Source organism: Streptomyces smyrnaeus (assembly GCF_017676345.1).
Classification (GTDB): domain Bacteria; phylum Actinomycetota; class Actinomycetes; order Streptomycetales; family Streptomycetaceae; genus Streptomyces; species Streptomyces smyrnaeus.
Genome location: NZ_JAFFZM010000009.1, coordinates 105,281 through 131,584, shown reverse-complemented (window position 1 = coordinate 131,584; position 26,304 = coordinate 105,281). Strand labels below are relative to the sequence as shown.

Here is a 26,304-nt window from a genome sequence, read left to right as displayed (position 1 = left end):
CGCGCTGCCGGGCCCCTGGTGGAAGTGGTGCCGACCGGCTACTGGGCGACCGGCGGAGCCTCCACGGGCTCGGAGGTGAGGAGACCCGCGTTGATCTCCCGAAGCGCGATGGACAGCGGCTTCTCGTGCACGTGGGTGTCCACCAGCGGGCCGACGTACTCGAGAAGGCCCTCACCGAGCTGGGAGTAGTACGCGTTGATCTGACGCGCGCGCTTGGCGGCGTAGATCACAAGGCTGTACTTCGAGTCGGTGGCCTCGAGCAGCTCATCAATCGGCGGGTTGATGATGCCCTCGGGCGTAGTGATGGAAGAGGCCACTCTCTGCCTTCCGTTTCGATGCTCGCTCGGTGCCCTTCGGGCGCAGCCGAGCGCTGGAGGTCAGGTCAATCGATACTCATCAAGGCTAGCAGTTCAGCGCTGACCTCCTCGACAGAGGTGTTGACCAGGGTCCGGTCGAACTCGGCCTCGGCCGCCAGCTCGGTACGGGCGACCTCCAGCCGGCGCTCGATGACCTCGGGCGCCTCGGTGCCCCGGCCGGTCAGCCGCCTGACCAGCTCCTCCCAGCTGGGCGGGGCCAGAAAGACGAGCTGCGCCTCGGGCATGGACTGCTTGACGAGCCGGGCGCCCTGCAGATCGATCTCCAGCAGGACGGGCTCCCCGCGCTCCAGGTGCTCCAGCACCGCCTGTCGGGGGGTGCCGTAGCGGTTGCCCGCGAACTCCGCCCATTCGAGCAGCTCGCCGTTGGCGATCAGCTTGTCGAACTCCTCGTCGCCCACGAAGAAGTACTGCACTCCGTGGCGCTCGCCCGGGCGGGGCCTTCGAGTGGTGGCGGAGACGGAGAGCCAGACCTCGGGATGGGCCTTGCGCATATGTGCGACGACCGTGCTCTTGCCGACCCCGGAGGGGCCGGAGAGCACGGTCAGCCGCGATGTGCCGACCGGGGGTGCCGGGGTCTCCCCCCGGGGAACTGCAGAACTCATGCAGCGATTATCCCGGTTAACGCGAGTGCCTGAGACCTCAGGCGTTGGCACCGCCGAACTCGCGCTCCAGGGCAGCGATCTGGTTGGAGCCGAGACCACGGACCCGCCGGCTCTCGGAGATCCCCAGCCGCTCCATGATCTGCTTGGCGCGGACCTTGCCGACGCCGGGCAGGGACTCCAGGAGCGCCGAGACCTTCATCTTGCCGATCACGTCGTTTTCTTGGCCCTGCTTGATGACCTCGTGCAGAGACGCGCCGGAGTGCTTGAGCCGGTTCTTGACCTCGGCGCGCTCCCGGCGAGCCGCGGCGGCCTTTTCGAGCGCGGCTGCGCGCTGTTCAGGGGTAAGGGGCGGAAGAGCCACGCCTACGTCACCTCGGATGTTGAACTGTCGGATACGGATCGGTGAGGAACCTAGTAGGCCCGCACCTGCGGAGCAACGAGCAACGCGCCTGTTCGCGGTGCTCTCGACGGAGACTAGCGGGCGTGAGCGCCGGAGTCAGCGAGAACAGACGAAAAGTCCAGGTCAGCCTCTGCCGACCCGGACTTTTTTGGGCAAAACCGGCACATTTTCCGCTCTCGGCGTGGGATCACGTCCCGCTCAGCCCACCGCGCTGCGCACCTCGTCGGCGAAGCTGATCGCGGAATCTCTCAGTCCGGTTGTGTCGGGCCCGTGACGGAGCACTCCCCTGCTGACGCTCGGCACCACGTTGCGGACCGCGCCGCCGAAGACCGCGGGCAGATCCGCGGGGGTCGCACCCTGCGCCCCGATGCCCGGGGCGAGCAGGGGGCCGTTCACCGCCAGGTCGAACGCCGAGAGGTCGCCCAGCGTCGCGCCGACCACCGCGCCGAAGGAGCCCAGCGGCTCGGCTCCCGCGTTCCGGTCGGCAAGGTGCCGCAGTACCGTGGCCGCCACCGTCGAGCCGTCCTCGCGGACCGCGCGCTGGACTTCCTGCCCCTCGGGGTTGGAGGTGAGCGCCAGGACGAACAGCCCGCACCCGTTCGCGGTGGCCGCGGCAACGGCGGGCTCCAGCGCGCCGAACCCCAGATAGGGGCTGACGGTCAGCGCGTCGGAGAACAGCGGGCTGCCGGGGTCGAGGAAGGCCGCGGCGTACGCGTCCATGGTGGAGCCGATGTCGCCGCGCTTGGCGTCCATGACCACCAGCGCACCCGCCTGCCGGGCCTCGGCCACCGTCCGCTCCAGCACGGCGACGCCGCGTGAGCCGAAGCGCTCGAAGAAGGCGGCCTGCGGCTTGAGCACGGCGACACGGTCGGCCAGCGCGTCCACCACCGTGCGGCTGAACCGCTCCAGCCCCGCCACGTCGTCCTCCAGCCCCCAGGCGTGCAGCAGGGAGGCGTGCGGGTCGATACCGACGCACAGCGGGCCCCGGGCGTCCATGGCGCGGCGCAACCGTGCGCCGAAGGGCTCCTGCGGGGTGGTCTCCTGAACGGTCACGCTGCTGCCTCCCGGGGGTGCCGGTGCTCGGCGCCGACGGCCTCGGCGAGAGTGGCGTAGGGGCTGGCCGCCAGCAGCTCGGCGAGCCCCTGGTGCATCCGCCGCATCCAGAACGGACCCTCGTACAGGAACGCCGTGTAGCCCTGCACGAGCGTGGCCCCGGCCAGGATGCGGCGCCAGGCGTCCTCGGCGGTCGTGATGCCGCCGACACCGACGAGCGTGAGCCGGTCGCCGACGCGTGCGTACAGCCGGCGCAGCACCTCCAGGGACCGGTCGCGGACGGGGGCGCCGGACAGCCCGCCCGTCTCGGCGGTCAGTGCGGGGTCGGCGGCGAGGCCGAGCCCGTCGCGCGCGACGGTGGTGTTGGTGGCGATGATCCCGTCCAGCCCGAGTTCGACGGCCAGGTCAGCGACCGCGTCGATGTCCTCGTCCGCCAGATCGGGTGCGATCTTGACCAGGAGCGGGACTCGGCGCGTGGTGACCGTGCGGTCGGCGGCCTCGCGTACGGCGGTCAGCAGCGGGCGCAGCTGCTCGGTGGCCTGCAGGTCGCGCAGGCCGGGAGTGTTGGGTGAGGAGACGTTGACGACCAGGTAGTCGGCGTGCGGCGCCAGCGCCTCGGTGGAGGTGACGTAGTCGGCGACCGCGGCGGATTCCGGCGCGGTCTTCGTCTTGCCGATGTTGACGCCGACGGTCGTACGGAAGACCGGCTTCCGGGCGGCCAGCCGGGCGGCGACGGCGGCCGAGCCCTCGTTGTTGAAGCCCATGCGGTTGATCAGTGCCCGGTCCTCGACCAGGCGGAACAGCCGCTTCCTCGGATTGCCGGGCTGGGCGCTGCCGGTGACGGTGCCGATCTCGACGTGGTCGAAGCCGAGCATGGCCAGACCGTCGATGCCCTGCGCGTTCTTGTCGAACCCGGCGGCCAGACCGAACGGGCCGTGCATCCGGCGGCCCAGCGCCTCGACGCGGAGCTGTTTGCGGCGCGGGGCCAGAGCGGCTGCCGCGAAGGTGCGCAGAACGGGGGTGCGGGCTGCTGAGCGGATCCAGGAAAAGGCCAGGTGGTGGGCCTTTTCCGGGTCCATTCGGCAGAAGACGGCGCGGAAGAGGAGTCCGTACATGGAGTGTGGTGGGTTCCTGTCGGTGGGAGTGGCCCGGCCCCTCCCCCGGCCTGGCCGGGGGAGGGTGGTGCGATCAGCTCCGGCGGGCGGCGACCAGGTGATCGGCGTGCTCTTGCAAGGACCGCACGCTGACCTCGTCGCGGGCCATGGCGTCGATGCCCTGGACCGCCGCGGCCAGCGCCTGGACGGTCGTCAGGCACGGCACCGACCGGGCGACGGCCGCGGTGCGGATGTCGTACCCGTCCAGACGGCCGCCCGTGCCGTACGGGGTGTTGACGATCAGGTCGACCACGCCGTCGTGGATGAGCTGCACGATCGTCGGCTCGCCCTGCGGGCCGGGGCCCTGGCTGTGCTTGCGGACGACCGTCGCGTTGATCCCGTTGCGCTTGAGAACTTCCGCGGTGCCGGAGGTCGCCAGCAGCTCGAAGCCCATGGCGACCAGCTCCCGCGCGGGGAAGATCAGCGAGCGCTTGTCGCGGTTGGCGACCGAGACGAAGGCCCGGCCCTTGTCCGGCAGCGCCCCGTACGCGGCGGCCTGCGACTTGGCGTAGGCGGTGCCGAACACCGTGTCGATGCCCATGACCTCGCCGGTGGAGCGCATCTCCGGGCCCAGCACGGTGTCCACGCCGCGCCCTTGGACATCGCGGAACCTGCTCCAGGGCAGGACCGCCTCCTTGACGGAGATCGGCGCGTCCAGCGGCAGGTCGCCGCCGTCGCCCTCGGCCGGGAGCAGCCCCTCGGCGCGCAGTTCGCCGATGGTGGCGCCCAGCGAGATCCGGGCTGCGGCCTTTGCGAGCGGGACGGCGGTGGCCTTGGAGGTGAAGGGCACCGTGCGGGAGGCGCGCGGGTTGGCCTCCAGCACATAGAGGATGTCGCCCGCCATGGCGAACTGGATGTTGATCAGGCCTCGGACGCCGACGCCGCGGGCGATGGCCTCGGTGGAGGTCCGCAGCCGCTTGATGTCGTAGCCGCCGAGGGTGATCGGGGGCAGGGCACAGGCCGAGTCACCGGAGTGGATACCGGCTTCCTCGATGTGCTCCATGACGCCGCCGAGGTAGAGCTCGTGGCCGTCGTAGAGCGCGTCGACGTCGATCTCGATGGCGTCGTCGAGGAAGCGGTCGATGAGGACCGGGTGCTTCTCGATCAGCCCGGCGTGCCGCTGAAGGTAGGACTCCAGCGAGGGCTCGTCGTAGACGATCTCCATCCCGCGGCCGCCCAGCACATAGGAGGGGCGGACCATGACGGGGTAGCCGATCTCGGCGGCGATGCCCTTGGCCTGCTCGAAGGAGAAGGCCGTGCCGTACTTGGGGGCCGGCAGCCCGGCCTCGGTGAGCACCCGGCCGAACGCGCCGCGCTCCTCGGCCAGCTCGATCGCCTCGGGCGAGGTGCCGACGATGGGCACACCGTTGTCCTTGAGCGCCTGGGCGAGGCCGAGCGGGGTCTGGCCGCCGAGCTGGACGAGGACGCCGGCGACAGGACCCGCCTGCTGCTCGGCGTGGACGATCTCCAGCACGTCCTCCAGAGTGAGCGGCTCGAAGTAGAGCCGGTCGGAGGTGTCGTAGTCGGTGGAGACGGTCTCCGGGTTGCAGTTGACCATGACGGTCTCGAACCCGGCCGCACCCAGCGCGAAGGAGGCGTGGACGCAGGAGTAGTCGAACTCGATGCCCTGACCGATGCGGTTGGGGCCCGAGCCCAGGATGATCACCGCGGGCTTCTCCCGCGGCGCGACCTCCGTCTCCTCGTCGTAGGAGGAGTAGAAGTACGGGGTCTTGGCGGCGAACTCGGCGGCGCAGGTGTCCACGGTCTTGTAGACAGGGCGGATGCCCAGCGCGTGCCGCACCTCGCGCACCACGTCCTCGCGCAGCGAGCGGATGGCGGCGATCTGCGCGTCGGAGAAGCCGTGCCGCTTCGCCTCCGCGAACATCCCGGAGCTCAGCTCGGGGGCCGCGGCGATCTCGTCGGCGATCTCCTTGATGAGGAAGAGCTGGTCGACGAACCAGGGGTCGATCTTCGTGGCGTCGAAGACCTCCTGCTGGGTGGCGCCGGCCCGGATGGCGGCCATCACGGTGTTGATCCGGCCGTCGGTGGGGCGGGCGGCCAGGGCGAGCAGTTCGGCCTTGTCGCCGAGTTCGGCCACGGGCGTGGCGAAGTCGAACTGGCTGCCCTTCTTCTCCAGCGAGCGCAGCGCCTTGTTCAGCGCCTCGGTGAAGTTGCGGCCGATGGCCATGGCCTCGCCGACCGACTTCATGGTGGTGGTGAGCTGGGAGTCGGCGGCCGGGAACTTCTCGAAGGCGAAGCGGGGCGCCTTGACGACGACGTAGTCGAGCGTGGGCTCGAAGGAGGCCGGGGTCTCCTCGGTGATGTCGTTGGGGATCTCGTCCAGTGTGTAGCCCACGGCGAGCTTGGCGGCGATCTTCGCGATGGGGAAGCCGGTGGCCTTGGAGGCGAGCGCCGAGGACCGGGAGACCCGCGGGTTCATCTCGATGACGACGATCCGGCCGTCGGCCGGGTTGACGGCGAACTGGATGTTGCAGCCGCCGGTGTCGACGCCGACCTCACGGATGACGGCGATGCCGATGTCACGGAGGATCTGGTACTCACGGTCGGTGAGCGTCATGGCGGGCGCGACGGTGATCGAGTCGCCGGTGTGCACCCCCATCGGGTCGAAGTTCTCGATGGAGCAGACGACCACCACGTTGTCGTGGTGATCGCGCATCAGCTCCAGCTCGTACTCCTTCCAGCCGAGGATCGACTCCTCCAGGAGCACCTCGGTGGTCGGCGAGAGGGTCAGCCCCTGCCCGGCGATACGGCGCAACTCCTCTTCGTCGTGGGCGAAGCCGGAGCCGGCGCCGCCCATGGTGAAGGAGGGGCGGACGACGACCGGGTAGCCGCCGAGCTCCTCGACGCCGCGCAGTACGTCGTCCATGGAGTGGCAGATGTAGGAGCGGGCGGACTCGCCGTGGCCGATCTTGCCGCGGACGGCTTCGACGACCTCCTTGAACTGGTCGCGGTCCTCGCCCTTGTTGATGGCCTCGACGTTGGCGCCGATCAGCTCGACGCCGTACTTGTCCAGCGTCCCGGCCTCGTGCAGGGAGATCGCGGTGTTGAGCGCGGTCTGGCCGCCGAGGGTGGGCAGCAGCGCGTCGGGGCGCTCCTTGGCGATGATCTTCTCGACGAAGTCGGGGGTGATCGGCTCGACGTACGTGGCGTCGGCGATCTCCGGGTCGGTCATGATCGTGGCCGGGTTGGAGTTGACCAGGATCACGCGCAGGCCCTCGGCCTTGAGCACGCGGCACGCCTGGGTGCCGGAGTAGTCGAACTCGGCGGCCTGCCCGATGACGATCGGTCCTGAGCCGATGACCAGGACGGACTGGATATCGGTGCGCTTAGGCACGCTGGTCCTCCATGAGCTTGGCGCTGTGCTGGGGGTTGTCCCGCATGAGCGCGACGAACCGGTCGAACAGGTAGGCGGCGTCGTGCGGTCCGGCTGCCGCCTCGGGGTGGTACTGGACGCTGAAGGCGGGCTTGTCCAGGAGCCGCAGCCCCTCGACCACGCCGTCGTTGAGACAGACGTGCGAGACCTCGGCGCGGCCGAAGGGGGTATCGCTGACGCGGTCGAGCGGCGCGTCCACGGCGAAGCCGTGGTTGTGCGCGGTGACCTCGACCTTGCCGGTCGTACGGTCCTGGACGGGCTGGTTGATGCCGCGGTGACCGTACTTGAGCTTGAAGGTGCCGAACCCGAGGGAGCGGCCGAGGATCTGGTTGCCGAAGCAGATCCCGAACAGCGGGGTGCCGCGCTCCAGCACGCCCCGCATCAGGGCGACAGGGTGCTCGGCGGCGGCCGGGTCGCCCGGGCCGTTGGAGAAGAAGACCCCGTCGGGCCGCACCGCGTAGATGTCCTCGACGCTCGCCGTGGCGGGCAGGACGTGCACCTCTATGCCGCGCTCGGCCATCCGGTGCGGGGTCATGCCCTTGATGCCGAGATCGACGGCGGCGACGGTGAACCGCTTCTCTCCGATCGCCGGGACGACGTAGGCCTGCTGCGTGGCGACCTCGCCGGCGAGGTCGGCGCCCTTCATGGCCGGGGCCTCGCGCACCCGGGCCAGCAGCTGCTCCTCCCCGGCCGCGCAGGCGTCGCCGGAGAAGATGCCGACACGCATGGCCCCGCGCTCGCGCAGGTGCCGGGTCAGGGCGCGGGTGTCCACGCCGCTGATGCCCACCACGCCCTGGTCGCGCAGCTCCTGGTCGAGGGAGCGGGTGGCGCGCCAGTTGGAGGGGGTGCGCGCCGGGTCGCGCACGACGTAGCCGGCCACCCAGATCCGGGCGGACTCGGGGTCCTCGTCGTTGACGCCGGTGTTGCCGACGTGCGGGGCCGTCATGACGACGACCTGGCGGTGGTAGGAGGGGTCGGTCAGGGTCTCCTGGTATCCGGTCATGCCGGTGGAGAACACGGCTTCCCCGAACGTCTCCCCCACGGCCCCGTAGGCACGTCCGCGGAAGGTACGGCCGTCCTCCAGGACGAGAAGGGCGGGATTCGCCGTGGTTCCGGTCGCTCCCCTGGCGGAGGTCGTCATCATGCGCCTTCCTTGTGCTGCTGCATTGCCGCGACGCCGTTGTCGCCGCACATTGCGTTGATCTTCTCGACCCATCGGGCCTGGTCGGCCGAGTGGTCGAAGCGGAATCCGGAGTCGAGCCGCCGTCCGCCGTGCTCCCAGGTGACGATCAGCAGGCCGCCCTCGGTGAGGACCTTGCCGGCGATACCGGTGTCGAGCCGGGCGCCGCGCAACTGGTCCGCCGGGACGAAGAAGTCCTGGGCGCCGGGCCGTACGACATCCACTCCGCGCTCGGTCAGTGCCAGCTCGGCGCGGCTGCGGGTGCCCAGACCGTGTGCGACGATCCGGTCGAGCCACTGGCCCGCGCTGGTGGAGCCGTGGTAGCGGCCGGTGGCGCTCAGCAGCGGCTCGCCGCTGTGCTCCGGCGACTGCGGGAGCTCGGGCAGGTCGCCCTGGAGGGTGCCGCGCCACTTCCAGCCCTGGCGCATCAGCCAGTACAGCAGCGCGACGAACAGGACGAGGCCGACGACCCAGCCGATCCGGGCGGCCCAGTCGGTGACCTGCTGTGACTTCTGATCCGCCGCAAGGCCGATCAGAGGGAGGTTTGTTGCACTCACACTGCTCACACCGCTCACGCTGCTCCCACGAGTTTCCCGTCCACGACCGTCGGGCGGCCCCGCAGCCAGGTGTGGGTGACGCGACCGGGCAGCTCACGGCCCTCGTAGGGGGTGTTGGCGCTGCGGGAGGCGAAGCCCGCGGGGTCCACCTGTCCACGGTAGTCGGCATCGAGAAGAACCAGGTTGGCTGGCTCGCCGGGTGAGACGGGACGGCCATGGCCCTCCAGCCGCCCGATGGCGGCCGGCCGGAAGGACATCCGGTCGGCGACCTGCGCCCAGTCCAGCAGCCCGGTGTCGACCATGGTGTGCTGCACCACCGACAGGGCGGTCTCCAGCCCGACCATCCCCATGGCGGCCGCGCCCCACTCGCAGTCCTTGTCCTCGTGCGGGTGCGGTGCGTGGTCGGTGGCGACGCAGTCGATGGTGCCGTCGGCCAGCGCCTCCCGGAGCGCCAGTACGTCGGCCTCGGTGCGCAGCGGCGGGTTGACCTTGTAGACGGGGTTGTAGGAGCGGACCAGCTCGTCGGTCAGCAGCAGATGGTGCGGGGTGACCTCGGCGGTGACGTTCCAGCCCTTGGACTTTGCCCAGCGGACGATCTCCACGGAGCCGGCCGTCGACAGGTGGCAGATGTGGACGCGGGAGCCGACGTGCGCGGCGAGCAGCACGTCCCGGGCGATGATCGACTCCTCGGCGACCGCGGGCCAGCCGGCCAGCCCCAGCTCCGCCGAGACGATGCCCTCGTTCATCTGGGCACCGGCGGTCAGCCGCGGCTCCTGGGCGTGCTGCGCCACCACACCGTCGAACGCCTTCACATACTCCAGAGCGCGCCGCATGATCACCGCGTCGTCGACGCACTTGCCGTCGTCGGAGAAGACCCGGACCTCGGCGGCGGAGTCGTGCATGGCCCCCAGCTCGGCGAGCTGTTTGCCCTCCAGTCCGACGGTGACGGCGCCGACGGGGCGCACATCGCAGTAGCCGTACTCCTTGCCCAGCCGCCACACCTGCTCGACCACACCGGCGGTGTCGGCGACGGGGAAGGTGTTGGCCATGGCGTGTACGGCGGTGTAGCCGCCCTTGGCGGCGGCCCGGGTGCCGGTCAGTACGGTCTCGGAGTCCTCGCGGCCGGGCTCGCGCAGATGGGTGTGGAGGTCGACCAGCCCCGGCAGCAGCACCGCGCCGTCGGTCTCGACCACCTCCGCGCCCGCCGCCTGCAGGTCCCGGCCGATCTCCGCGATGGTGCCGCCCTCGATCAGCACGTCCTGCGGCTCGCCACCGAGGATCTTGGCACCGCGCAGCAGTGTCCTGTTCTGCTCAGTCATCTCAGTTGTTCTCCTCTACGGCCGGGCGGCGCGCAGCGCCTCCGTCCGGGGTGGTGGCGGGTGACGGGTGGGCGGAGTCTTCGCGGGACAGGGCCGGTTCGGCACCGCCCAGCAGCAGGTACATCACGGCCATCCGGATGCTGACGCCGTTGGCGACCTGCTCCACGGCGGTGCAGCGGGGCGAGTCGGCCACCGCGGCGGTGATCTCCATACCGCGGTTCATCGGCCCGGGGTGCATCACGATGGCGTGCTCGGGCATCCGCGCCATGCGCTCGCCGTCGAGACCGTAGCGGCGGGCGTACTCGCGCTCGGTGGGGAAGAAGGCGGCATTCATCCGCTCGCGCTGGACGCGCAGCATCATCACCGCGTCGGACTTGGCCAGTACGGCGTCCAGGTCGTAGGAGACCTCGCACGGCCAGCGCTCCACCCCGATGGGCAGCAGGGTGGGCGGTGCGACGAGGGTGACATGGGCACCGAGGGTGCTCAGCAGATGGACGTTGGAGCGGGCGACACGGCTGTGCAGGATGTCGCCGACAATGGTGATCCGCCTGCCGTCGAGCGCGGCGCCCTCCTCCCCGACCAGCCGCCGACGCATGGTGAAGGCGTCCAGCAGCGCCTGGGTCGGGTGCTCATGGGTGCCGTCCCCGGCGTTGATCACGGAGCCGCCGATCCAGCCGGAGGTCGCCAGCCGGTGCGGGGCCCCGGAGTCGCCGTGCCGGATGACGACACCGTCGGCGCCCATGGCCTCCAGGGTGAGCGCGGTGTCCTTGAGGGACTCGCCCTTGGAGACCGAGGAGCCCTTGGCGGAGAAGTTGATGACGTCCGCCGACAGCCGCTTGGCCGCCGCTTCGAAGGAGATCCGGGTGCGGGTGGAGTCCTCGAAGAAGAGGTTGACGACGGTGCGGCCGCGCAGGGTGGGCAGCTTCTTGATCGGCCGGTCGGCGAACCGGGCCATCTCCTCGGCGGTGTCGAGGATGAGGACGGCGTCGTCGCGGGTGAGGTCGGCGGCCGAGATGAGGTGACGCTTCATCTGTTGCCTTGTGCCTTCCGTGGGGTGGGATGTGTGGTCGTCGCGAGAGCTCGCACGCCGGGGCACCTCCCGGCCGGGGCCTGGGGAGTTGCGCACCGGGGCGGCGGGGCAGCGGGCGCGTCGGGGCGGCGCGTCGGCCGGGCGGGTCCGTGCAGCGCAGCACACGGGCGTGAGGCCTGGCTCCGCGCGCCGCAGACGTGCGCCGGGCGGGCGCGCCTGGACGCGGTTCGGGTGGCCGCTAGCCCGCGGGAGCCGTGCCGCGACGCGGGCGTGCGCCTGATTCGGCGTGCTCGGACGCGGGTGCGCGGGTGCCGAGCAGTACGCCGTCGTGGCCGTCCTCCTCGGTCAGCTGCACCTTGACGGTTTCGCGCTGCGAGGTGGGCAGGTTCTTGCCGACGTAGTCGGCGCGGATCGGAAGCTCGCGGTGACCACGGTCCACGAGAACGGCGAGTTGCACCGCGCGGGGACGCCCGATGTCACCCAGGGCATCGAGTGCGGCGCGGATCGTGCGGCCGGAGTAGAGCACGTCGTCGACCAGGACGACGAGTCGTCCGTCGACCCCCTCGGCCGGGATCTCGGTGTGCGCGAGGGCCCGCGCGGGGCCGAGACGCAGATCGTCCCGGTACATCGTGATGTCGAGCGAACCGACGGGGATGGCGCTGCCGGTGATCTCTTCGAGCTTGGCGGCCAGCCGTCGGGCGAGGAAGACACCGCGGGTGGGAATGCCGAGAAGTACCACGTCGTCGGCGCCTTTGGCGCGCTCGACGATCTCGTGGGCGATACGGGTGAGTACCCGCTTGATGTCCGGCGCCTCCAGTACGGGGCGTGCCGGATGCAAATTCGAGCTGCTGTCGTCCATGGGAATCGGACCTCCTTCCCCGCCTCACGGGACGGGCCTTAAAGGACGCCTGCACTGTCGCTGCTCAACGCTACCAGGGCCCGGATCCGGGTCCGCCCCAGGGCGGTGCCAGCCGTTCGGACCCCCTCGGCTTGACGCGGCACATTACGCTGCGTAACCTCACAGTGAGTTACGAAGCGCGAGGCGCGCGGCGCAGAGAACCGCGTGGCGCAGCCGCTCAGCGATACAGCGTCCGGGGAGCCATATGTCCAGCGAATACGCCAAACAGCTCGGAGCCAAGCTCCGCGCCATCCGCACCCAGCAGGGCCTCTCCCTCCACGGTGTCGAGGAGAAGTCCCAGGGCCGTTGGAAGGCGGTCGTGGTGGGCTCGTACGAGCGCGGCGACCGGGCCGTGACCGTGCAGCGCCTCGCCGAGCTGGCTGATTTCTACGGAGTGCCGGTGCAGGAGCTGCTGCCGGGAACGACTCCGGGCGGGGCCGCCGAGCCGCCGCCGAAGCTGGTGCTCGACCTTGAGCGCCTGGCCCATGTACCGGCCGAGAAGGCAGGTCCGCTCCAGCGGTACGCCGCGACGATCCAGTCGCAGCGCGGGGACTACAACGGCAAGGTCCTCTCCATCCGCCAGGACGACCTGCGGACCCTGGCCGTCATCTACGACCAGTCGCCGTCCGTGCTCACAGAGCAGCTGATCAGCTGGGGCGTACTGGACGCGGACGCGCGGCGGGCCGTCTCGCACGAAGAGGTCTGACCGCCGACACCGGTCCGACAAGCGACAAGGGGGTGCCCCCTCACACCCGGTGTGAGAGGGCACCCCGTCCTGTCTTTCGGTCCCGGGCCACCAGGGGTCACCGCAACAGCGTCGGCTTCAGTTCCTTCAGTCGGCCCAGCAGGCCGTTGATGAAGCCCGGCGATTCGTCGGTGGAGAACTCCTTGGCGAGCTGGACGGCCTCGTCGATGACCACCGCGTCCGGAACGTCGTCGACCCAGAGCAGTTCGTACACGCCCAGCCGCAGGATGCTCCGGTCCACGTCGGGCATCCGGTCCAGCGTCCAGCCCACCGCATATGTGGACAGCAGTTCGTCGATGCGTGCGGCGTTCCCCGCGTAGCCCTCGACGAGCGTCATCGTGTACTCGGAGACCGGCGGCTGCCGGGTGTCCGTCCGGGCGAGCCGCAACCAGTCCGCGAGCACGGTGCGCACGTCGGCACCGCGCTGGTCGGCCTCGAAGAGGATCTGGAAGGCGCGCTTGCGGGCCTTGTTGCGTGCAGCCACGGTTAGCTGTTCACCCGACCGAGGTACTCACCGGAGCGCGTGTCGACCTTGATCTTCTCGCCGGTCGTGATGAAGAGCGGAACCTGGATGCTGTAGCCGGTCTCCAGCTCGGCGGGCTTGGAGCCGCCGGTGGAGCGGTCGCCCTGCACGCCCGGCTCGGTGTGCTTGATCTCCAGCTCGACGGCGGCGGGCAGCTCGACGTAGAGCACCTCGCCCTCGTGCTGCGCGACCGTGGCGTCGAAGCCCTCGATGAGGTAGTTGGCCGCGTCGCCGACGGTCTTGCGGTCGACGTGGAGCTGGTCGAATGTCTGCATGTCCATGAAGACGAAGTAGTCGCCGTCCATGTACGAGAACTGCATGTCACGTCGGTCCACGGTGGCCGTCTCGACCTTGGTGCCCGCGTTGAACGTCTTGTCGACGATCTTGCCGGAGAGGACGTTCTTCAGCTTCGTACGGACAAAAGCGGGCCCCTTGCCGGGCTTGACGTGCTGGAACTCGACTACGGACCAGAGCTGGTCGCCGTCGAGCTTGAGCACCATGCCGTTCTTGAGGTCGTTCGTGGATGCCACGGTCGCGGAATCTCCTGAGACTGCTGCGGAGACCAGGGCGGCCACCCGCCTCCGACGGCCCGTGGGCTGAGCCCCCGCGGGGGCTAGAGGGCGAGCAGCTCCTTGGTCGTGATGGTGAGTAGCTCGGGTCCGCCGTCCGCCTGCGGGCGGACGACGAGCGTGTCGTCGATCCGGACACCGCCCCGGCCCGGGAGATGGACCCCCGGCTCGACGGTGACCGGCACACAAGCGTCCAGTTTACCCACGGCCTCGGGGGAGAGCCGAGGGTCCTCACCGATTTCCAGTCCGACCCCGTGACCCGTGGACTCACCCAGCGCCCCGCCGTGCCCCGCCGCCCCCAGCACCTGACGCGCCGCCCGGTCCACCTCCCGGCACTCGGTCCCCGGACCCAGCGACTCCCGTGCGGCACGCTGAGCGGCGAAGACGGTGTCGTACAGCTCGATCTGCCAGGACTCGGGCGCGGTGCCGATGACGAACGTACGGCCGATCTGGCAGCCGTATCCGCGGTAGCGGGCGCCCAGCCGCACGGAGAGGAAATCTCCCTCCTCCACCCGCCGGTCGGTGGGGCGGTGACCGGCGAGCCCGGAGTTGGGACCGGTGGCGACGGAGGTGGGCAGGGCGGCGCCCTCGGCCCCGTGGTCGATCAGCCGCCGCTCCAGCTCCAGCGCCAGATGGCGCTCCGTACGGCCCACCAGAATCGACTCCAGCAGCTCGCCGAGAGCCTGGTCGGTGATCTCGGCGGCGATCCGCAGCGCGGAGATCTCCTCCTCGTCCTTGACGACCCGCTGCTGCTCCACCGCCAGGCCGAGGTCCGTCAGGCGCACGGAGGGCGCCACGGCGGCCAGCGCCCGGTGCCGGGCGACGGTCAGATGGTGCTCCTCCACGGCCAGCGCCCGCGCCCCACCGCGTTCGGCGAGCCCGGCGGCGGCCACGGCGGTGTCGCTCCTGGCCCCGCCCTGCGGTTCGGCGGCGTGCGCCCCGCTCGGCACGTCCAGGGTGACCTCGCGCAGATCGTCGGCCGGGTGGGCGCCGTTGGCGGGCCCTTCCCCGGGAGCCGAGACGAGGGTGTCCTGACCGTCCGGGCCGAGCAGCAGCGCGCTGCTGGGCGCCGCGCGGCCGGTCAGATACCGGACGTTGGCGGGGCGGGAGATCAGCACCGCGTCGGCAGGACCGTCATGGGCGGTGTTCGCCGCACAGCGGTCGCGCAGCCGGGCACGGCGGGACACATGCACCTCGGACATATGCCGAGAGTACGCAGCACCCGGCCGCTCAGCCGCCCGGACACGGCCGTGCGAGCGAAGCGATGAGGATTGTCAGCTCAGCTGCCGGCGCCACGCGCCGCGGAAAGGGTCCCGGTGCCGGGCCGGCCGGCCGCCGCTCACCAGCTCACGGGGCTGGCGAGGCTGCGTGCGACCACGTTGTCGAGCATCTGCGCGGTGCTGGCCACATCCTGCCGGGAGTTGTCGATGATCGGCAGCCCGGAGCTGTACCAGCCCGCCATCCGGCCGTGGATGTGCGCCACCTCCTCGTCGGACAGCCGCCTGTTGCCCGAGCGCTCCGCGTTCCGCTCCAGGACGATGTCCAGGCCCGGCAGCAGCACCACCGGGATGAGGCCGGGGCCCACGTGCCGCTTCCAGCCGCCGAGCCCGATGACGGGCCAGTCGGGGAAGACGGCGTCGTCCAGGATGCAGGAGATGCCGTTGGCCAGGAAGTTGCGGGCCGCGAAGCCGCAGGTGCGGCGGGCGAGACGGTACTGGGCCTCGGAGTTCTCGTTCCAGCCCGTCTGCGGATCCGCGAAGCCCGAACGCACCCACTCACGCACGTCATCGAGGCTGATGTGGGCCGTGGGGACGGCACGGTGGTCCGCCCAGTAGCGCGCCACGGTGGTCTTGCCCGCACCCGCCGGACCGATCAGCAGGACGGCGACGGCGGCCCGGGTGGCGTCCAGCTGGGCCGGGGTCGCCCCCGGCGCCGGGACCTGGACCGGGCCGCCCGGTGGCAGCTTCACATGGCCCGTCGACTCCCCGGTGGGCGCACCGCTGCCCGGCTGCGGCGGCGCGCCGGCGGGCGGCACGGGGTTGGCCGGGGGCTGGGCCGGGAGGGGACGCGGGTGCGAGGGCTGCTGCGGCGGTGGCTGCGGGGGCTGCGGCGGCTGGGGCGCCGGAGCGTGCGGGTGGGGCGGGGAGTGGGGATGCGGCGGCGGAAGCTGCGGCTGAGGACGCGGCGGCGGTGGGTGCGGGTGCGGATGCGGGTGCGACTGCTGCCGAGCCTGTCCCTGTGCCGAGCGGGCGCCGGGGGCCGGCGGGGGTGCGGGCCACTGTGCCCCGAAGCCTCCGTAGGCGCCTTGGGCACCGCTGTGCTGCATCCGGACCCCAACTCCGTCCCACGTGTGAAGGCGTTGCGACGCAACGCCAGGTGTTGTGCGAATACTGACGGTACCTTCCCCGGCCGTCCCCGTGTGAACGGCCGGATCCGCTCCCGAGTGCCCGACGCGCGCGGCAATCAACGCGGTTCCCTGCCCCGGCGTCCGCCGGGCCCGGGCCGCGCCGGGCACGGGGTGGGCCTCAGGCGGCGATCTCGGCGTGCGCCGCCAGCAGCATCGCGGGGTCGGGGCTCTCCAGGACGGCCGGTTTGGCGAGCCCTTCGAGCACGATGAAGCGCAGTCGGTCACCGCGCGACTTCTTGTCGACCTTCATCGTCTCCAGCAGCTTGGGCCACTGGTCACCGCGGTAGGTGACCGGGAGGCCGACCGACTCCAGCACCGCGCGGTGCCGGTCCGCCGTCGCGTCGTCCAGCCGTCCCGCGATCCGCCCCAGCTCGGCGGCGAAGACCATACCGACCGAAACGGCCGCGCCGTGCCGCCAGTTGTAGCGCTCGTTCTTCTCGATGGCATGACCGAGGGTGTGGCCGTAGTTGAGGATCTCCCGGCGGCCGGACTCCTTCAGGTCCTCCGAGACCACCTCGGCCTTCACCCGGATCGCGCGTTCGACCAGCTCGGCGGTGTGCGGGCCCTGGGGGCTGCGGGCGGCCTGCGGGTCGGACTCGATCAGCTCCAGAATGGCGGGGTCGGCGATGAAGCCCGCCTTGATGATCTCCGCGAGGCCGCTGACGTAGTCGTGGACGCCCAGCGAGTCCAGCGCCGCCAGATCGCACAGCACCCCGGCCGGCGGGTGGAAGGCGCCCACCAGGTTCTTGCCCTCGGCGGTGTTGATGCCGGTCTTGCCACCGACCGCCGCGTCGACCATGCCGAGCACCGTGGTCGGCACCGCGACCCAGCGCACCCCGCGCAGCCAGGTCGCCGCGACGAACCCGGCCACATCGGTGGTGGCCCCTCCCCCGACGCCGACGATCACATCGGTGCGGGTGAACCCGGTCTGGCCCAGCGCCTTCCAGCAGTAGGCGGCGACCTCCGCGGTCTTGGACTCCTCCGCGTTGGGCAACCGGATGGCGACGGCCTCGTACCCCTGGCCGGCCAGGTCCTCGCGCAGCGCCTCGCCGGTGGAGGCCAGCGCCTCGGGGTGCAGTACGGCGACCCGCTGCGCGTCGGCGCCGATCAGGCCGGTGAGCTCGCCGAGGAGCTGCCGTCCGACGAGCACGTCGTAGGGTGCCGTACCCGCCGTGCCGCCGACGGCGATGCGGGTTGCGGCGGGTTCCTGGGTGGTCATTGCTGCTTCTCCGGCTGGGTGGACGGTAGCTGAAGGGCGGTGAGGATCTCGTCGGCGACCTCTTCCGGCGAACGGTCCTCGGTACTGACGACGACGCGGGCGACCTCGGTGTACAGCGGTCTGCGCTCCTCCATCAGCTTGCGCCACTGCTGGCGCGGGTTGATGACGAGCAGCGGGCGCGGGGCGTCCAGACCGACGCGCTTGACGGCCTCCGTCAGCCCCATCTCCAGGAAGACGACCGGGCGTCCGGCCAGCAGCTGTCTGGTCTCGTCCGCCAGTACGGCGCCGCCGCCGAGCGCGAGCACGCCCGTGTGCTCGGCCAGCGCCGTCCGCACGGCCGAGCGCTCCAGCTCGCGGAAGTGCGGCTCGCCCTCGTCCAGGAAGATCTCCGAGATGGGCTTGCCGACCCGCTCGACGATGTCCTGGTCGGTGTCGCGGCAGGTCACACCGAGCCGCTCGGCGAGGATCGCGCCGACGGTCGACTTGCCGACCCCCATCGGGCCGACGAGCACGATGACGGGCCCGGTCACTTGATCTCCAGGTTGTCGAGGAAGCCACGCACATTGCGACGGGTCTCGCCCACGCTGTCCCCGCCGAACTTCTCGGCCACCGCGTCCGCCAGCACCAGCGCGACCATCGCCTCGGCGACGATGCCCGCCGCGGGCACCGCGCACACGTCGGAACGCTGGTGGTGCGCCTTGTCGGCCTCGCCGGTGCGGACATCGACGGTGCCCAGGGCGCGGGGCACGGTCGCGATCGGCTTCATGGCGGCCCGCACACGCAGCAGTTCACCGGTGGACAGCCCGCCCTCGGTGCCGCCGCTGCGCCCCGAAGCGCGGCGGATGCCGTCCGGGGTGGCCAGGATCTCGTCGTGGGCCTGGGAGCCCGGCACCCGGGCGAGACCGAAGCCGTCGCCCAACTCCACACCCTTGATGGCCTGGATCCCCATCAGCGCTCCGGCCAGCCGCGAGTCCAGCCGCCGGTCCCAGTGCACATGCGAGCCGAGCCCGACGGGCACACCGTGCGCGACGACCTCGACGACGCCGCCGAGGGTGTCGCCGTCCTTGTGCGCCTGGTCGATCTCGGCGACCATCGCCTCGCTCGCCCCGGCATCCAGGCAGCGCACCGGATCGGCGTCCAGCCGCGCCACGTCCCCGGGCTCGGGGACCGAGCCGTACGGAGCCTTCGCCGCGCCCAGTTCCACGACGTGCGAGACGAGTTCGACGCCGGCCGTCTCCCGCAGGAACGAGCGGGCGACGGTGCCGAGCGCGACCCGCGCGGCGGTCTCCCGCGCGGAGGCGCGCTCCAGGATCGGGCGGGCCTCGTCGAAGCCGTACTTCTGCATTCCCGCGAGGTCGGCGTGGCCGGGGCGGGGGCGGGTGAGCGGGGCGTTGCGGGCCAGCTGTTCCAGCTCGGCGGGGTCGACCGGGTCGGCCGCCATCACCTGCTCCCACTTGGGCCACTCGGTGTTGCCCACCATGATCGCGACCGGCGAGCCGAGGGTTTCGCCGTGGCGTACGCCGCCGAGGAAGGTGACCTCGTCGCGCTCGAACTTCATCCGGGCGCCGCGGCCGTAGCCGAGACGGCGGCGGGCCAGCTCGTCGGCGACCATCTCGGTGGTCACCGGGACGCCGGAGGGAAGGCCCTCCAGGGTTGCCACGAGTGCGGGGCCGTGCGACTCCCCCGCGGTCAGCCAGCGCAACCTGCTCAACGGTGCTCCTCTCGGCCGCCGTGCGGCCCGTCCCACTTCCTGGGGTTTTCCTGGGTCCGATCCTCCCATGCCGGTGGGAGCGCCCTCCCCCCGAGCCGACCCCGTCTCGGCATGTGGGCGGCGCCCCGGTACAGCCCCGGGAGGGAGGCAGCGGCCCGGTCAGCCGGCGCGGGCCCGCAGCTCCGCCTCCCCGGCGGCGCGCATCGCGGCCAGCGGCGCCGGCCGGTGCCCGGTCATGAGCTCGACCTGCAGCACCGCCTGGTGCACCAGCAGATCGAGCCCACCGATGACGGCGCCGTTCCAGGAGTGGGCCAGGGCGGTCGGCCACGGGTCGTAGAGGACGTCGAAGAGGGTGCCGCCCGAGGCGGGCACGGCCTGGGCGAGCCCGTCGGTGGCGCCCGCGGGGGTGGTGGAGATGACCAGCGGCGCCCGCAGCCCCTCGGCGGCCCGCGTCCAGTCGGCCGTCCGTACGGTGATCCCGAGCCGTTCCCCCCAGCCCCGCATCTCCCGGCCCCGCTCCTCACTCCGTACATACGCGGTGACCTCGCCCTCGCAGATCCGGGCGAGGGCAGCGAGCGCGGAGGAGGCCGTGGCGCCCGCGCCGAGCACGGTGGCGCTCTCGACGGTGTGGATGCCGCGCTCCTCCAGTGCGGCGATCATGCCGGGAATGTCGGTGTTGTCCCCGGTGCGGCGCCCGTCCTCGGTGAAGACCACCGTGTTGACGGCCTCCACGGAGGCGGCCGTCCCGCTGATTTCGTCCAGCAGCGGGATGACGGCACGCTTCAGCGGCATGGTCAGGGAGAGCCCCGCCCACCGCCCGGCCGACCCCTCCCGCTCGCCCAGGCCGGCGAGGAAGCCGGCGAGGCCCCTCTCATCCACCTCGTATCGGTCGTAGGTCCAGCCGTCGAGGCCGAGTTCTGCGTAGGCGGCCCGGTGGAGCACCGGGGAGAGGGAGTGGGCGACCGGCGAGCCGAGGACGGCGGCGCGCCGGGCCTCCTGCGAGAGGGTGGATGGCATCAGCCGCCGTTCTCCTTACTTCTTGCGCTGTTCCTTGTTGAATTCTTCGACATTCTTCTGGTGTTCGTGCGCACTGTCGGTGAAGCGGGTGTCGCCGGGCTTGACCGTGACGAAGAACAGCCAGTCACCCTTGGTCGGCTTGAGCGCCGCCTCTATCGCCTGGTGCCCGGGGTTGCCGATCGGGCCGGGCGGCAGCCCCTTGTGCAGATAGGTGTTGTACGGGGACGGGTACTTGGTGTCGGCGACCGAGGTGTTCAGCGTGGAGCGGCCCATCGCGTAGTTGATGGTGGAGTCGAAGCCGAGCCGCATGTCCTTGTCGAGCCGGTTGTAGATGACGCGCGAGACCTTGCCGAACTCGTCGTCCTCCTGCGCCTCCGCCTGGATGAGCGAGGCAATGGTGATGATCTGCTCCGGCGTCTTGCCGGTCGCCTTCGCCTTCTGCTCCAGCCCCGTCCTGGCGTACTCGGACTCCGCCCGCTTGACCATCTTGCGCAGCACGTCCTTGGGCTTGCTCTTCTCCCCGATGCTGTACTTGGAGGGAAAGAGGAAACCTTCCGGCTTGCCGTGCGCCCACTCGGGCAGGCCGAGACCGCCGGACTCGGCGGCCTTCTTCGTGGTGCCCTTCGCCACGTCGAGCTTCTTGTCGATCTCCGCGTAGATCTTCGTGGCGCGCCAGCCCTCGGCGACGATGAGGCCGTTCTGGCTGGCCGGGTCGAGCATCATCTCGACCGCGCTGGCGCCGGACATCTTCTTGCGCAGGGTGTAGGTGCCCGCCTGGATGCTCTTGCTGCCGGCCGCCTCCACGAAGGCGCCGGGGCTCTTGACGACGCCCTTCTTCTCCAGGACCTGCCCCATGTCGGCGAGCGAGGCGCCGTCGGGGATGTCGACCATGACCTCGCCGGTGCCCTCGCCCGCGTAGTCGGGGGCCGGGCCGAAGTGGGTCTGGTAGAAGTCGTAGCCGAAGTATCCGACGACGCTTACCCCGGCGATCAGAGCGGCCGAGATCACCAGTCCGCAGCCGCGCCCGCGCCTGGTCCTGGTGCCGCCCTCGCGGCCTCGTCGGCCGCGGTCGCCGTCCTCGTCGTAGTCGTCCTCGTACTCGGCCAGGTCCTCGTCGCGGTCCCGGAAGAAGGCGTGCTCGCCCTGATCGGGACCCGGGTCCCAGCCGGTCTCCGGATCGGCCGCGGGGCCGGACGGCTGCCGTGGCTGGGGGACGGGGTGCTGCTGCGGGTGCGGGGCGTGCTGGTCCGGGTAGCCGCCCTGCTGGGCGTAGTAGCCGGGGTGCTCGCCGGTGCTGTACTCGCCGGTGCGGTACTCCCCCGTGCCGTACGCGCCGGTTCCGTATGCGCCGGTGTGGTGTTCACCGGTGTGGTGTTCACCGGTGCTGTACTCACCGCTCGGGTACTCCGTGTAGTGCCCGGGCGCCGGGTACTCCCCCGTGCCGTAGTTCCCGTTCGCATACCCGCCGGTGTGGTACTCCCCGGTCGCGTACTCGCCCGTGCCGTACTCACCGGACGGGTACTCCCCCGTGCCGTACGGGTCCACCTGCTGCCCGGCGTACGACGGATCGTAGTGCTGCCCGGCACCGGGGGCCGCCTGCTGGGCGCCGTCCCAGCCGCCGTGCCCGTACTGCTGCTGGGCCGCGTACTGCTGGTGGTGCTGGTACTGCTGCTCCGTGAACTGCTCCGCGTACTGCTGCTGGGGGCCGGGGTGGCCGGAATACTCCCCCTGCTGGGGGGCCTGGTTCCAGCCGCCCTGATACTCGGGCTGCCGGCCACCGTCCCACTCCTGATCCCCGTAGAGGGGGTCGTCGGGGTGCCACGGTTGGGAGCCATGTCCCTGGCCATAGTCAGTCATCGATCCCCTTGCGACGCGAGAGCGGCAGCCGGTGACGCACCGGACGCCTGCGCCGGAGTCCCCGCACCGGACGAGTTCCGTACGAGTGCGTCACGCGTGTGCATCGGCGGCTGCCGTGTCGCGCGGAACGTTACCGCACTGCGATCAGACAACCACCTCGACGCAGTGCCCCGGGGGGCGGCCCGAGATCCGTTCCGTCTCCAGCGCGCTCTGCAGAATCACCACGGCAGCCGCCTGGTCGATGCGTGAACGTCCCTTTTTGGAACTGACTCCGGAGGCTCGCATGCCCTGTGCCGCGGTGACCGTCGACATGCGTTCGTCGACCAGTCTGACCGGAACCGGTGTGATGTTTTTCGCCAACTCCTGAGCGAAACCGCGCACCTTCGCCGCCGCCGGACCCTCCCCGCCGCTGAGCGAACGGGGCAGCCCGACCACGACCTCCAACGGCTCGTACTCCTCGACCAGCGCCCTGAGCCGACGCTGGGCCGCCGCGATGTCACGGCCGGGCACCGTCTCGACCGGAGTGGCGAGGAGCCCGTCGGGGTCGCTGCCGGCGACCCCGATCCGGGCGTCCCCGACATCGACGGCCAGCCGCCTGCCGCGCCGGAAGGACGCCGGGCCCTCGGCGTCCTTCCGGGGCGCGGCGTCGTCCGGAACCATCAGGCGTTGCCCCCGGCCTCGGCGACCAGGCGCTCGACGGCGGCCACGGCGTCGTCCACGGCCTCGGGGTTCTGGCCGCCGCCCTGGGCGACGTCCGGCTTGCCACCGCCACCGCCACCGAGGGTCTTGGCCGCCGTACGCACCAGGTCACCGGCGCGCAGCCCGGCGTCCCTGGCGGCCTCGTTGGTGGCGATGACCGTGAGCGGGCGGCCGCCTGTGACGGCGAACAGCGCCACCACGGCCGGACGGCTGCCGAGCCGCTGGCGTACGTCGAGCACCAGGGTGCGCAGATCGTCGGCCGTGGTGCCGTCCGGCACCCGGGCGGCGGCCAGCGCGGTGCCGCGGACGTCCTTGGCGTTCTGGGCGATCCCGGCGGCGGCCTGGAGGACCTTCTCGGCGCGGAACCGCTCGATCTCCTTCTCCGCGTCCTTGAGCCGGGTCAGCATCCCGGAGATGCGCTCGGGAAGCTCCTCGGAGCGGCCCTTGACCAGTTCGGTCAGCTGCGAGACGACGGTGTGCTCGCGGGCCAGGAACTTGTAGGCGTCCACACCGACCAGGGCCTCGACGCGGCGTACGCCGGAGCCGATGGAGGACTCGCCCAGCAGCTTGACCAGCCCGAGCTGCGCCGTGTTGTGCACATGCGTGCCACCGCACAGCTCCTTGGAGAAGTCACCGATGGTCACCACGCGCACGGTCTGGCCGTACTTCTCACCGAACTCGGCCAGCGCGCCCTGCTTCTTGGCGTCGTCGATGCCCATGTACTCGGCGTGCACGTCGAGTTCCCGGGCCAGCACCTCGTTGATCTTCTGCTCGACGTCGGTGAGCACGGTGCCGGGGACGGCGGTGGGCGAGCCGAAGTCGAAGCGGAAACGGCCGGGGGCGTTCTCCGAGCCGGCCTGGGCAGCCGTCGGACCGAGCGCGTCCCGCAGCGCCTGGTGGGTGAGGTGGGTGGCGCTGTGAGCGCGGGCGATGGAGCGGCGGCGGTCGCTGTCGATCTCCGCGTAGGCGGACGAGCCGACGGTGACCTCACCGACCTGGACGGAGCCCTTGTGCACACTGACGCCGGGCACCGGCTGCTGGACGTCGCGCACCTGGATGACGGCGCCGCCCTCCAGCCGGATGCGGCCGGTGTCGGCGAGCTGACCGCCGCCCTCGGCGTAGAACGGGGTGCGGTCGAGGACGACCTCGACCTCGTCGCCCTCCGTGGCGGCGGGCGAGGAGACACCGTCGACCAGCAGCCCGACGACGGTGGCCTCACCGGCGGTCTCGCCGTAGCCGGTGAAGGCGGTCGCCCCGGCGGTGTCGGCGATCTCTCGGTAGGCCGACAGATCGGCGTGGCCGGTCTTCTTGGCCTTGGCGTCGGCCTTGGCGCGCTCCCGCTGCTCCTTCATCAGCCGGCGGAAGCCCCGCTCGTCCACCGACAGCCCCTGCTCGGCGGCCATCTCCAGGGTGAGGTCGATGGGGAAGCCCCAGGTGTCGTGCAGCTGGAACGCCTTGTCGCCCGGCAGCACCGTGCTGCCCGACTTCTTGGTCTCGGCCACGGCGGTGTCGAGGATGTTGGTGCCGGCCTTCAGCGTCTTGAGGAAGGCGGCCTCCTCGGCCAGCGCGACGGTCTCGATCCGCTTCCGGTCGGTGATCAGCTCGGGGTACTGCTGACCCATGGTCGTGATGACGACATCGATCAGGTCCTCGGCCACCGGCCCGGTGGCGCCCAGGATGCGCATGTTGCGGATGGCGCGGCGCATGATGCGGCGCAGCACATAGCCGCGGCCCTCGTTGCCGGGCGTGACACCGTCACCGATGAGCATCACGGAGGTGCGGATGTGGTCGCACACCACACGCAGCGACACATCGCTCTCCTCGGCGGCGCCGTAGGCGACACCGGTCAGCTCGGTGGCCTTGTCGATGACGGCGCGCGAGGTGTCGATCTCGTACATGTTGTGCACGCCCTGCAGCACCATCGCCAGGCGTTCGAGGCCGAGACCGGTGTCGATGTTCTTGCTGGGCAGCTCGCCGAGGATCTCGAAGTCCGTCTTGGTGGAGCCCTCGCCGCGCTCGTACTGCATGAACACGAGGTTCCACAGCTCGACGTAGCGCTCGTCGTTGACGGCGGGCCCGCCCTCGGGGCCGAACTCCGGGCCGCGGTCGTAGTTGATCTCCGAGCAGGGTCCGCACGGGCCCGGCACGCCCATGGACCAGTAGTTCTCCTCCATGCCCAGCCGCTGGATGCGCTCGGTGGGCACGCCGACGACGTCCCGCCAGATGCGCTCGGCCTCGTCGTCCTGCTCGTAGACGGTGATCCACAGGCGCTCGGGGTCGAGTCCGTAGCCGCCCTGCTCCTGCGAGGAGGTCAGCAGCTCCCAGGCGAGCTTGGCGGCCCCCTCCTTGAAGTAGTCGCCGAAGGAGAAGTTGCCGCACATCTGGAAGAAGGTGCCGTGCCGGGTGGTCTTGCCGACCTCTTCGATGTCCGGCGTACGCACACACTTCTGCACGCTGGTGGCCCGCGGCCAGGGCGGGGTCGTCTCGCCCAGGAAGTACGGCTTGAAGGGCACCATGCCCGCGTTGACCAGCAGCAGCGTCGGGTCGTCCGCGATCAGCGACGCCGATGGCACGACGTGGTGCCCTCGCTCCTCGAAGAAGCGCAGCCAGCGGCGGCGGATTTCAGCCGACTCCATCAGTGGTCCTCATTCCGGTCGTTCGGGTGGTTGGGGGTGGACCGCTGGTCCTGGGGGTCCAGCGGGTCGGGGCGAAGCGGCGGAGCCTGCCGGCTCCTCCCGGCCGCAGGCCCGGGGAGTACCCCGCCGAGCTGCCGCTTGCGCTGCTGCCGCGGGAGGCGCTTGCCCTGCTGCCGCGAGACGGAGGCGGGCTGTCCGGCCGGGAGTTCCCGGTAGCGGTCGGCCTCCTCGGCCACCGACAGGCCCAGCGCGTCCTTGAGTTCGCTCTCCCGCTGGACCATGCCGGAGCGCACGTCGAGCGCGAACTCGCGGAGCCGGTGGCCGCCTTCGACGGCCTTGTCGGCAGCGCGCACCGCCAGCGCGTCGGGCGCGAGGCTGCGGATCTTGCGCTGGACCTTGGTGGTGGCCCAGACACCGGCGGCGGCGCCGGTGGTGAACCAGAAGGCACGGCGGAACATCTGCGCTCAGCCCCTTCCACGCTTGCGGCCGCCGCGGCGGGCGGCGGGTACGGTGCGGCTGACGACGACCTTCCGGCCACCGCGCGTCTCCCGCTCGGGCGTGTCCTTGCGGCCCAGGGCCCGCCGGACGCCGTAGCCGAAGGCGGCGACCTTGACGAGCGGGCCGCCGAAGGCGGTCGAGACGGTGGAGGAGAGCGCGGAGGCGTTGGAGGTGACCTCCTGGACGTCCGTCGCGATGGCGTCGACGCGGTCGAGCTGGGTCTGTGCGGACCGGACGGTCGCCGACGCCTCTCCCAGGAGGGGGACTGCCTGCTCCGTCACACCTGTCACCAGCTTGGTCGCCGCCTTGAGCGTCTGGGCGAGCCTCACCAGCACAACGGCGAGGAACGACACCAGGATCGCCCAGAAGACGGCCACGAGGAGGCCGGCCACTTCTCCACCGGACACGCTGCACCGCTTCCCTTGATGGTCATGGGGGTCGGCCGCCGCTCGCCGGGTG

General features: G+C 71.2%; 25 protein-coding genes. 1 reads left to right on the top strand and 24 read right to left on the bottom strand.

All coding sequences use genetic code 11. From position 1 onward, the window contains the following. Window positions 1-38 precede the first annotated feature (38 nt). The 11 genes from rpoZ to pyrR all read right to left on the bottom strand — a co-directional run bounded on the left by rpoZ (window position 39) and on the right by pyrR (window position 11,925). A complete protein-coding gene (gene rpoZ / locus JW613_RS16690) occupies window positions 39-317 on the bottom strand; it encodes a DNA-directed RNA polymerase subunit omega (RefSeq protein ID WP_209211601.1) in 279 nt (92 codons plus the stop codon). A 65-nt stretch (window positions 318-382) separates the two neighbouring features. Further along, complete coding sequence (gene gmk, locus JW613_RS16685) at window positions 383-979, bottom strand: guanylate kinase (protein WP_185016307.1); 597 nt, start codon at window positions 977-979, stop codon at window positions 383-385. A 37-nt stretch (window positions 980-1,016) separates the two neighbouring features. After that, on the bottom strand, window positions 1,017-1,340 hold the full coding sequence (locus JW613_RS16680; protein ID WP_019356158.1) for an integration host factor: 324 nt from the start codon (window positions 1,338-1,340) through the stop codon (window positions 1,017-1,019). A gap of 237 nt (window positions 1,341-1,577) precedes the next feature. Continuing rightward, window positions 1,578-2,432 carry an orotidine-5'-phosphate decarboxylase gene (gene pyrF, locus JW613_RS16675; protein WP_209211600.1) on the bottom strand — a complete coding sequence of 285 codons (855 nt, stop codon included), beginning with the start codon at window positions 2,430-2,432 and terminating at the stop codon, window positions 1,578-1,580. Beyond that, entirely contained in the window at window positions 2,429-3,547 is a 1,119-nt protein-coding gene (locus JW613_RS16670) for a quinone-dependent dihydroorotate dehydrogenase (RefSeq protein WP_209211599.1), read from the bottom strand. The genes pyrF and JW613_RS16670 overlap by 4 nt, the downstream gene beginning before the upstream one ends. Window positions 3,548-3,620: 73 nt before the next feature. Continuing rightward, complete coding sequence (gene carB, locus JW613_RS16665) at window positions 3,621-6,941, bottom strand: carbamoyl-phosphate synthase large subunit (protein ID WP_209211598.1); 3,321 nt, start codon at window positions 6,939-6,941, stop codon at window positions 3,621-3,623. Beyond that, the gene (carA, locus tag JW613_RS16660) at window positions 6,934-8,121 is read right to left on the bottom strand and encodes a glutamine-hydrolyzing carbamoyl-phosphate synthase small subunit (protein ID WP_209211749.1); all 1,188 of its coding nucleotides are present in this window, start codon (window positions 8,119-8,121) and stop codon (window positions 6,934-6,936) included. The genes carB and carA overlap by 8 nt, the downstream gene beginning before the upstream one ends. Next, the gene (locus JW613_RS16655) at window positions 8,121-8,717 is read right to left on the bottom strand and encodes a PH-like domain-containing protein (RefSeq protein ID WP_209211748.1); all 597 of its coding nucleotides are present in this window, start codon (window positions 8,715-8,717) and stop codon (window positions 8,121-8,123) included. The genes carA and JW613_RS16655 overlap by 1 nt, the downstream gene beginning before the upstream one ends. Window positions 8,718-8,731: 14 nt before the next feature. Continuing rightward, the gene (locus JW613_RS16650) at window positions 8,732-10,036 is read right to left on the bottom strand and encodes a dihydroorotase (RefSeq protein WP_209211597.1); all 1,305 of its coding nucleotides are present in this window, start codon (window positions 10,034-10,036) and stop codon (window positions 8,732-8,734) included. A gap of 1 nt (window position 10,037) precedes the next feature. Continuing rightward, the gene (locus JW613_RS16645; RefSeq protein WP_209211596.1) at window positions 10,038-11,066 is read right to left on the bottom strand and encodes an aspartate carbamoyltransferase catalytic subunit; all 1,029 of its coding nucleotides are present in this window, start codon (window positions 11,064-11,066) and stop codon (window positions 10,038-10,040) included. Between the two features lie 238 nt (window positions 11,067-11,304). Then, complete coding sequence (gene pyrR / locus JW613_RS16640) at window positions 11,305-11,925, bottom strand: bifunctional pyr operon transcriptional regulator/uracil phosphoribosyltransferase PyrR (RefSeq protein ID WP_209211595.1); 621 nt, start codon at window positions 11,923-11,925, stop codon at window positions 11,305-11,307. Window positions 11,926-12,169: 244 nt separating this feature from the next. Here pyrR and bldD point away from each other — a divergent pair, with 244 nt between their 5' ends. Further along, window positions 12,170-12,670 carry a transcriptional regulator BldD gene (gene bldD / locus JW613_RS16635; RefSeq protein WP_030407913.1) on the top strand — a complete coding sequence of 167 codons (501 nt, stop codon included), beginning with the start codon at window positions 12,170-12,172 and terminating at the stop codon, window positions 12,668-12,670. Window positions 12,671-12,767: 97 nt separating this feature from the next. Here bldD and nusB read toward each other — a convergent pair whose 3' ends face one another. From nusB to JW613_RS16570, 13 genes are all read right to left on the bottom strand, one after another. After that, window positions 12,768-13,193: a transcription antitermination factor NusB gene (gene nusB, locus JW613_RS16630; RefSeq protein ID WP_209211594.1), complete on the bottom strand. Its 426-nt coding sequence runs from the start codon at window positions 13,191-13,193 to the stop codon at window positions 12,768-12,770. A gap of 2 nt (window positions 13,194-13,195) precedes the next feature. Next, on the bottom strand, window positions 13,196-13,762 hold the full coding sequence (gene efp / locus JW613_RS16625; protein WP_099878661.1) for an elongation factor P: 567 nt from the start codon (window positions 13,760-13,762) through the stop codon (window positions 13,196-13,198). 83 nt (window positions 13,763-13,845) lie between these two features. Beyond that, on the bottom strand, window positions 13,846-15,003 hold the full coding sequence (locus JW613_RS16620; RefSeq protein ID WP_209211593.1) for an aminopeptidase P family protein: 1,158 nt from the start codon (window positions 15,001-15,003) through the stop codon (window positions 13,846-13,848). A 137-nt stretch (window positions 15,004-15,140) separates the two neighbouring features. After that, entirely contained in the window at window positions 15,141-16,127 is a 987-nt protein-coding gene (locus JW613_RS16615) for an AAA family ATPase (RefSeq protein WP_209211592.1), read from the bottom strand. 199 nt (window positions 16,128-16,326) lie between these two features. Further along, the gene (gene aroB, locus JW613_RS16610; protein ID WP_209211591.1) at window positions 16,327-17,427 is read right to left on the bottom strand and encodes a 3-dehydroquinate synthase; all 1,101 of its coding nucleotides are present in this window, start codon (window positions 17,425-17,427) and stop codon (window positions 16,327-16,329) included. Beyond that, window positions 17,424-17,957, bottom strand: coding sequence for a shikimate kinase (locus tag JW613_RS16605; protein ID WP_099878669.1), 534 nt, complete (start codon window positions 17,955-17,957; stop codon window positions 17,424-17,426). The genes aroB and JW613_RS16605 overlap by 4 nt, the downstream gene beginning before the upstream one ends. Beyond that, window positions 17,954-19,138 (bottom strand): chorismate synthase, encoded by a 1,185-nt coding sequence (gene aroC / locus JW613_RS16600; RefSeq protein WP_209211590.1) that lies wholly within the window; start codon window positions 19,136-19,138, stop codon window positions 17,954-17,956. Before aroC ends, JW613_RS16605 begins: the two co-directional genes overlap by 4 nt. A 159-nt stretch (window positions 19,139-19,297) precedes the next feature. After that, window positions 19,298-20,155: a shikimate dehydrogenase gene (locus tag JW613_RS16595; RefSeq protein ID WP_209211589.1), complete on the bottom strand. Its 858-nt coding sequence runs from the start codon at window positions 20,153-20,155 to the stop codon at window positions 19,298-19,300. Between the two features lie 15 nt (window positions 20,156-20,170). Further along, window positions 20,171-22,012: an endolytic transglycosylase MltG gene (mltG, locus tag JW613_RS16590; protein WP_209211588.1), complete on the bottom strand. Its 1,842-nt coding sequence runs from the start codon at window positions 22,010-22,012 to the stop codon at window positions 20,171-20,173. Window positions 22,013-22,156: 144 nt separating this feature from the next. Next, window positions 22,157-22,672 carry a Holliday junction resolvase RuvX gene (gene ruvX / locus JW613_RS16585; RefSeq protein WP_209211587.1) on the bottom strand — a complete coding sequence of 172 codons (516 nt, stop codon included), beginning with the start codon at window positions 22,670-22,672 and terminating at the stop codon, window positions 22,157-22,159. Beyond that, window positions 22,672-25,347, bottom strand: coding sequence for an alanine--tRNA ligase (gene alaS, locus JW613_RS16580; protein WP_209211586.1), 2,676 nt, complete (start codon window positions 25,345-25,347; stop codon window positions 22,672-22,674). The genes ruvX and alaS overlap by 1 nt, the downstream gene beginning before the upstream one ends. Beyond that, the gene (locus tag JW613_RS16575; protein ID WP_209211585.1) at window positions 25,347-25,805 is read right to left on the bottom strand and encodes a DUF6167 family protein; all 459 of its coding nucleotides are present in this window, start codon (window positions 25,803-25,805) and stop codon (window positions 25,347-25,349) included. Before JW613_RS16575 ends, alaS begins: the two co-directional genes overlap by 1 nt. 6 nt (window positions 25,806-25,811) lie before the next feature. Further along, the gene (locus JW613_RS16570; protein ID WP_099878682.1) at window positions 25,812-26,237 is read right to left on the bottom strand and encodes a DUF948 domain-containing protein; all 426 of its coding nucleotides are present in this window, start codon (window positions 26,235-26,237) and stop codon (window positions 25,812-25,814) included. Between the last annotated feature and the right edge of the window lie 67 nt (window positions 26,238-26,304).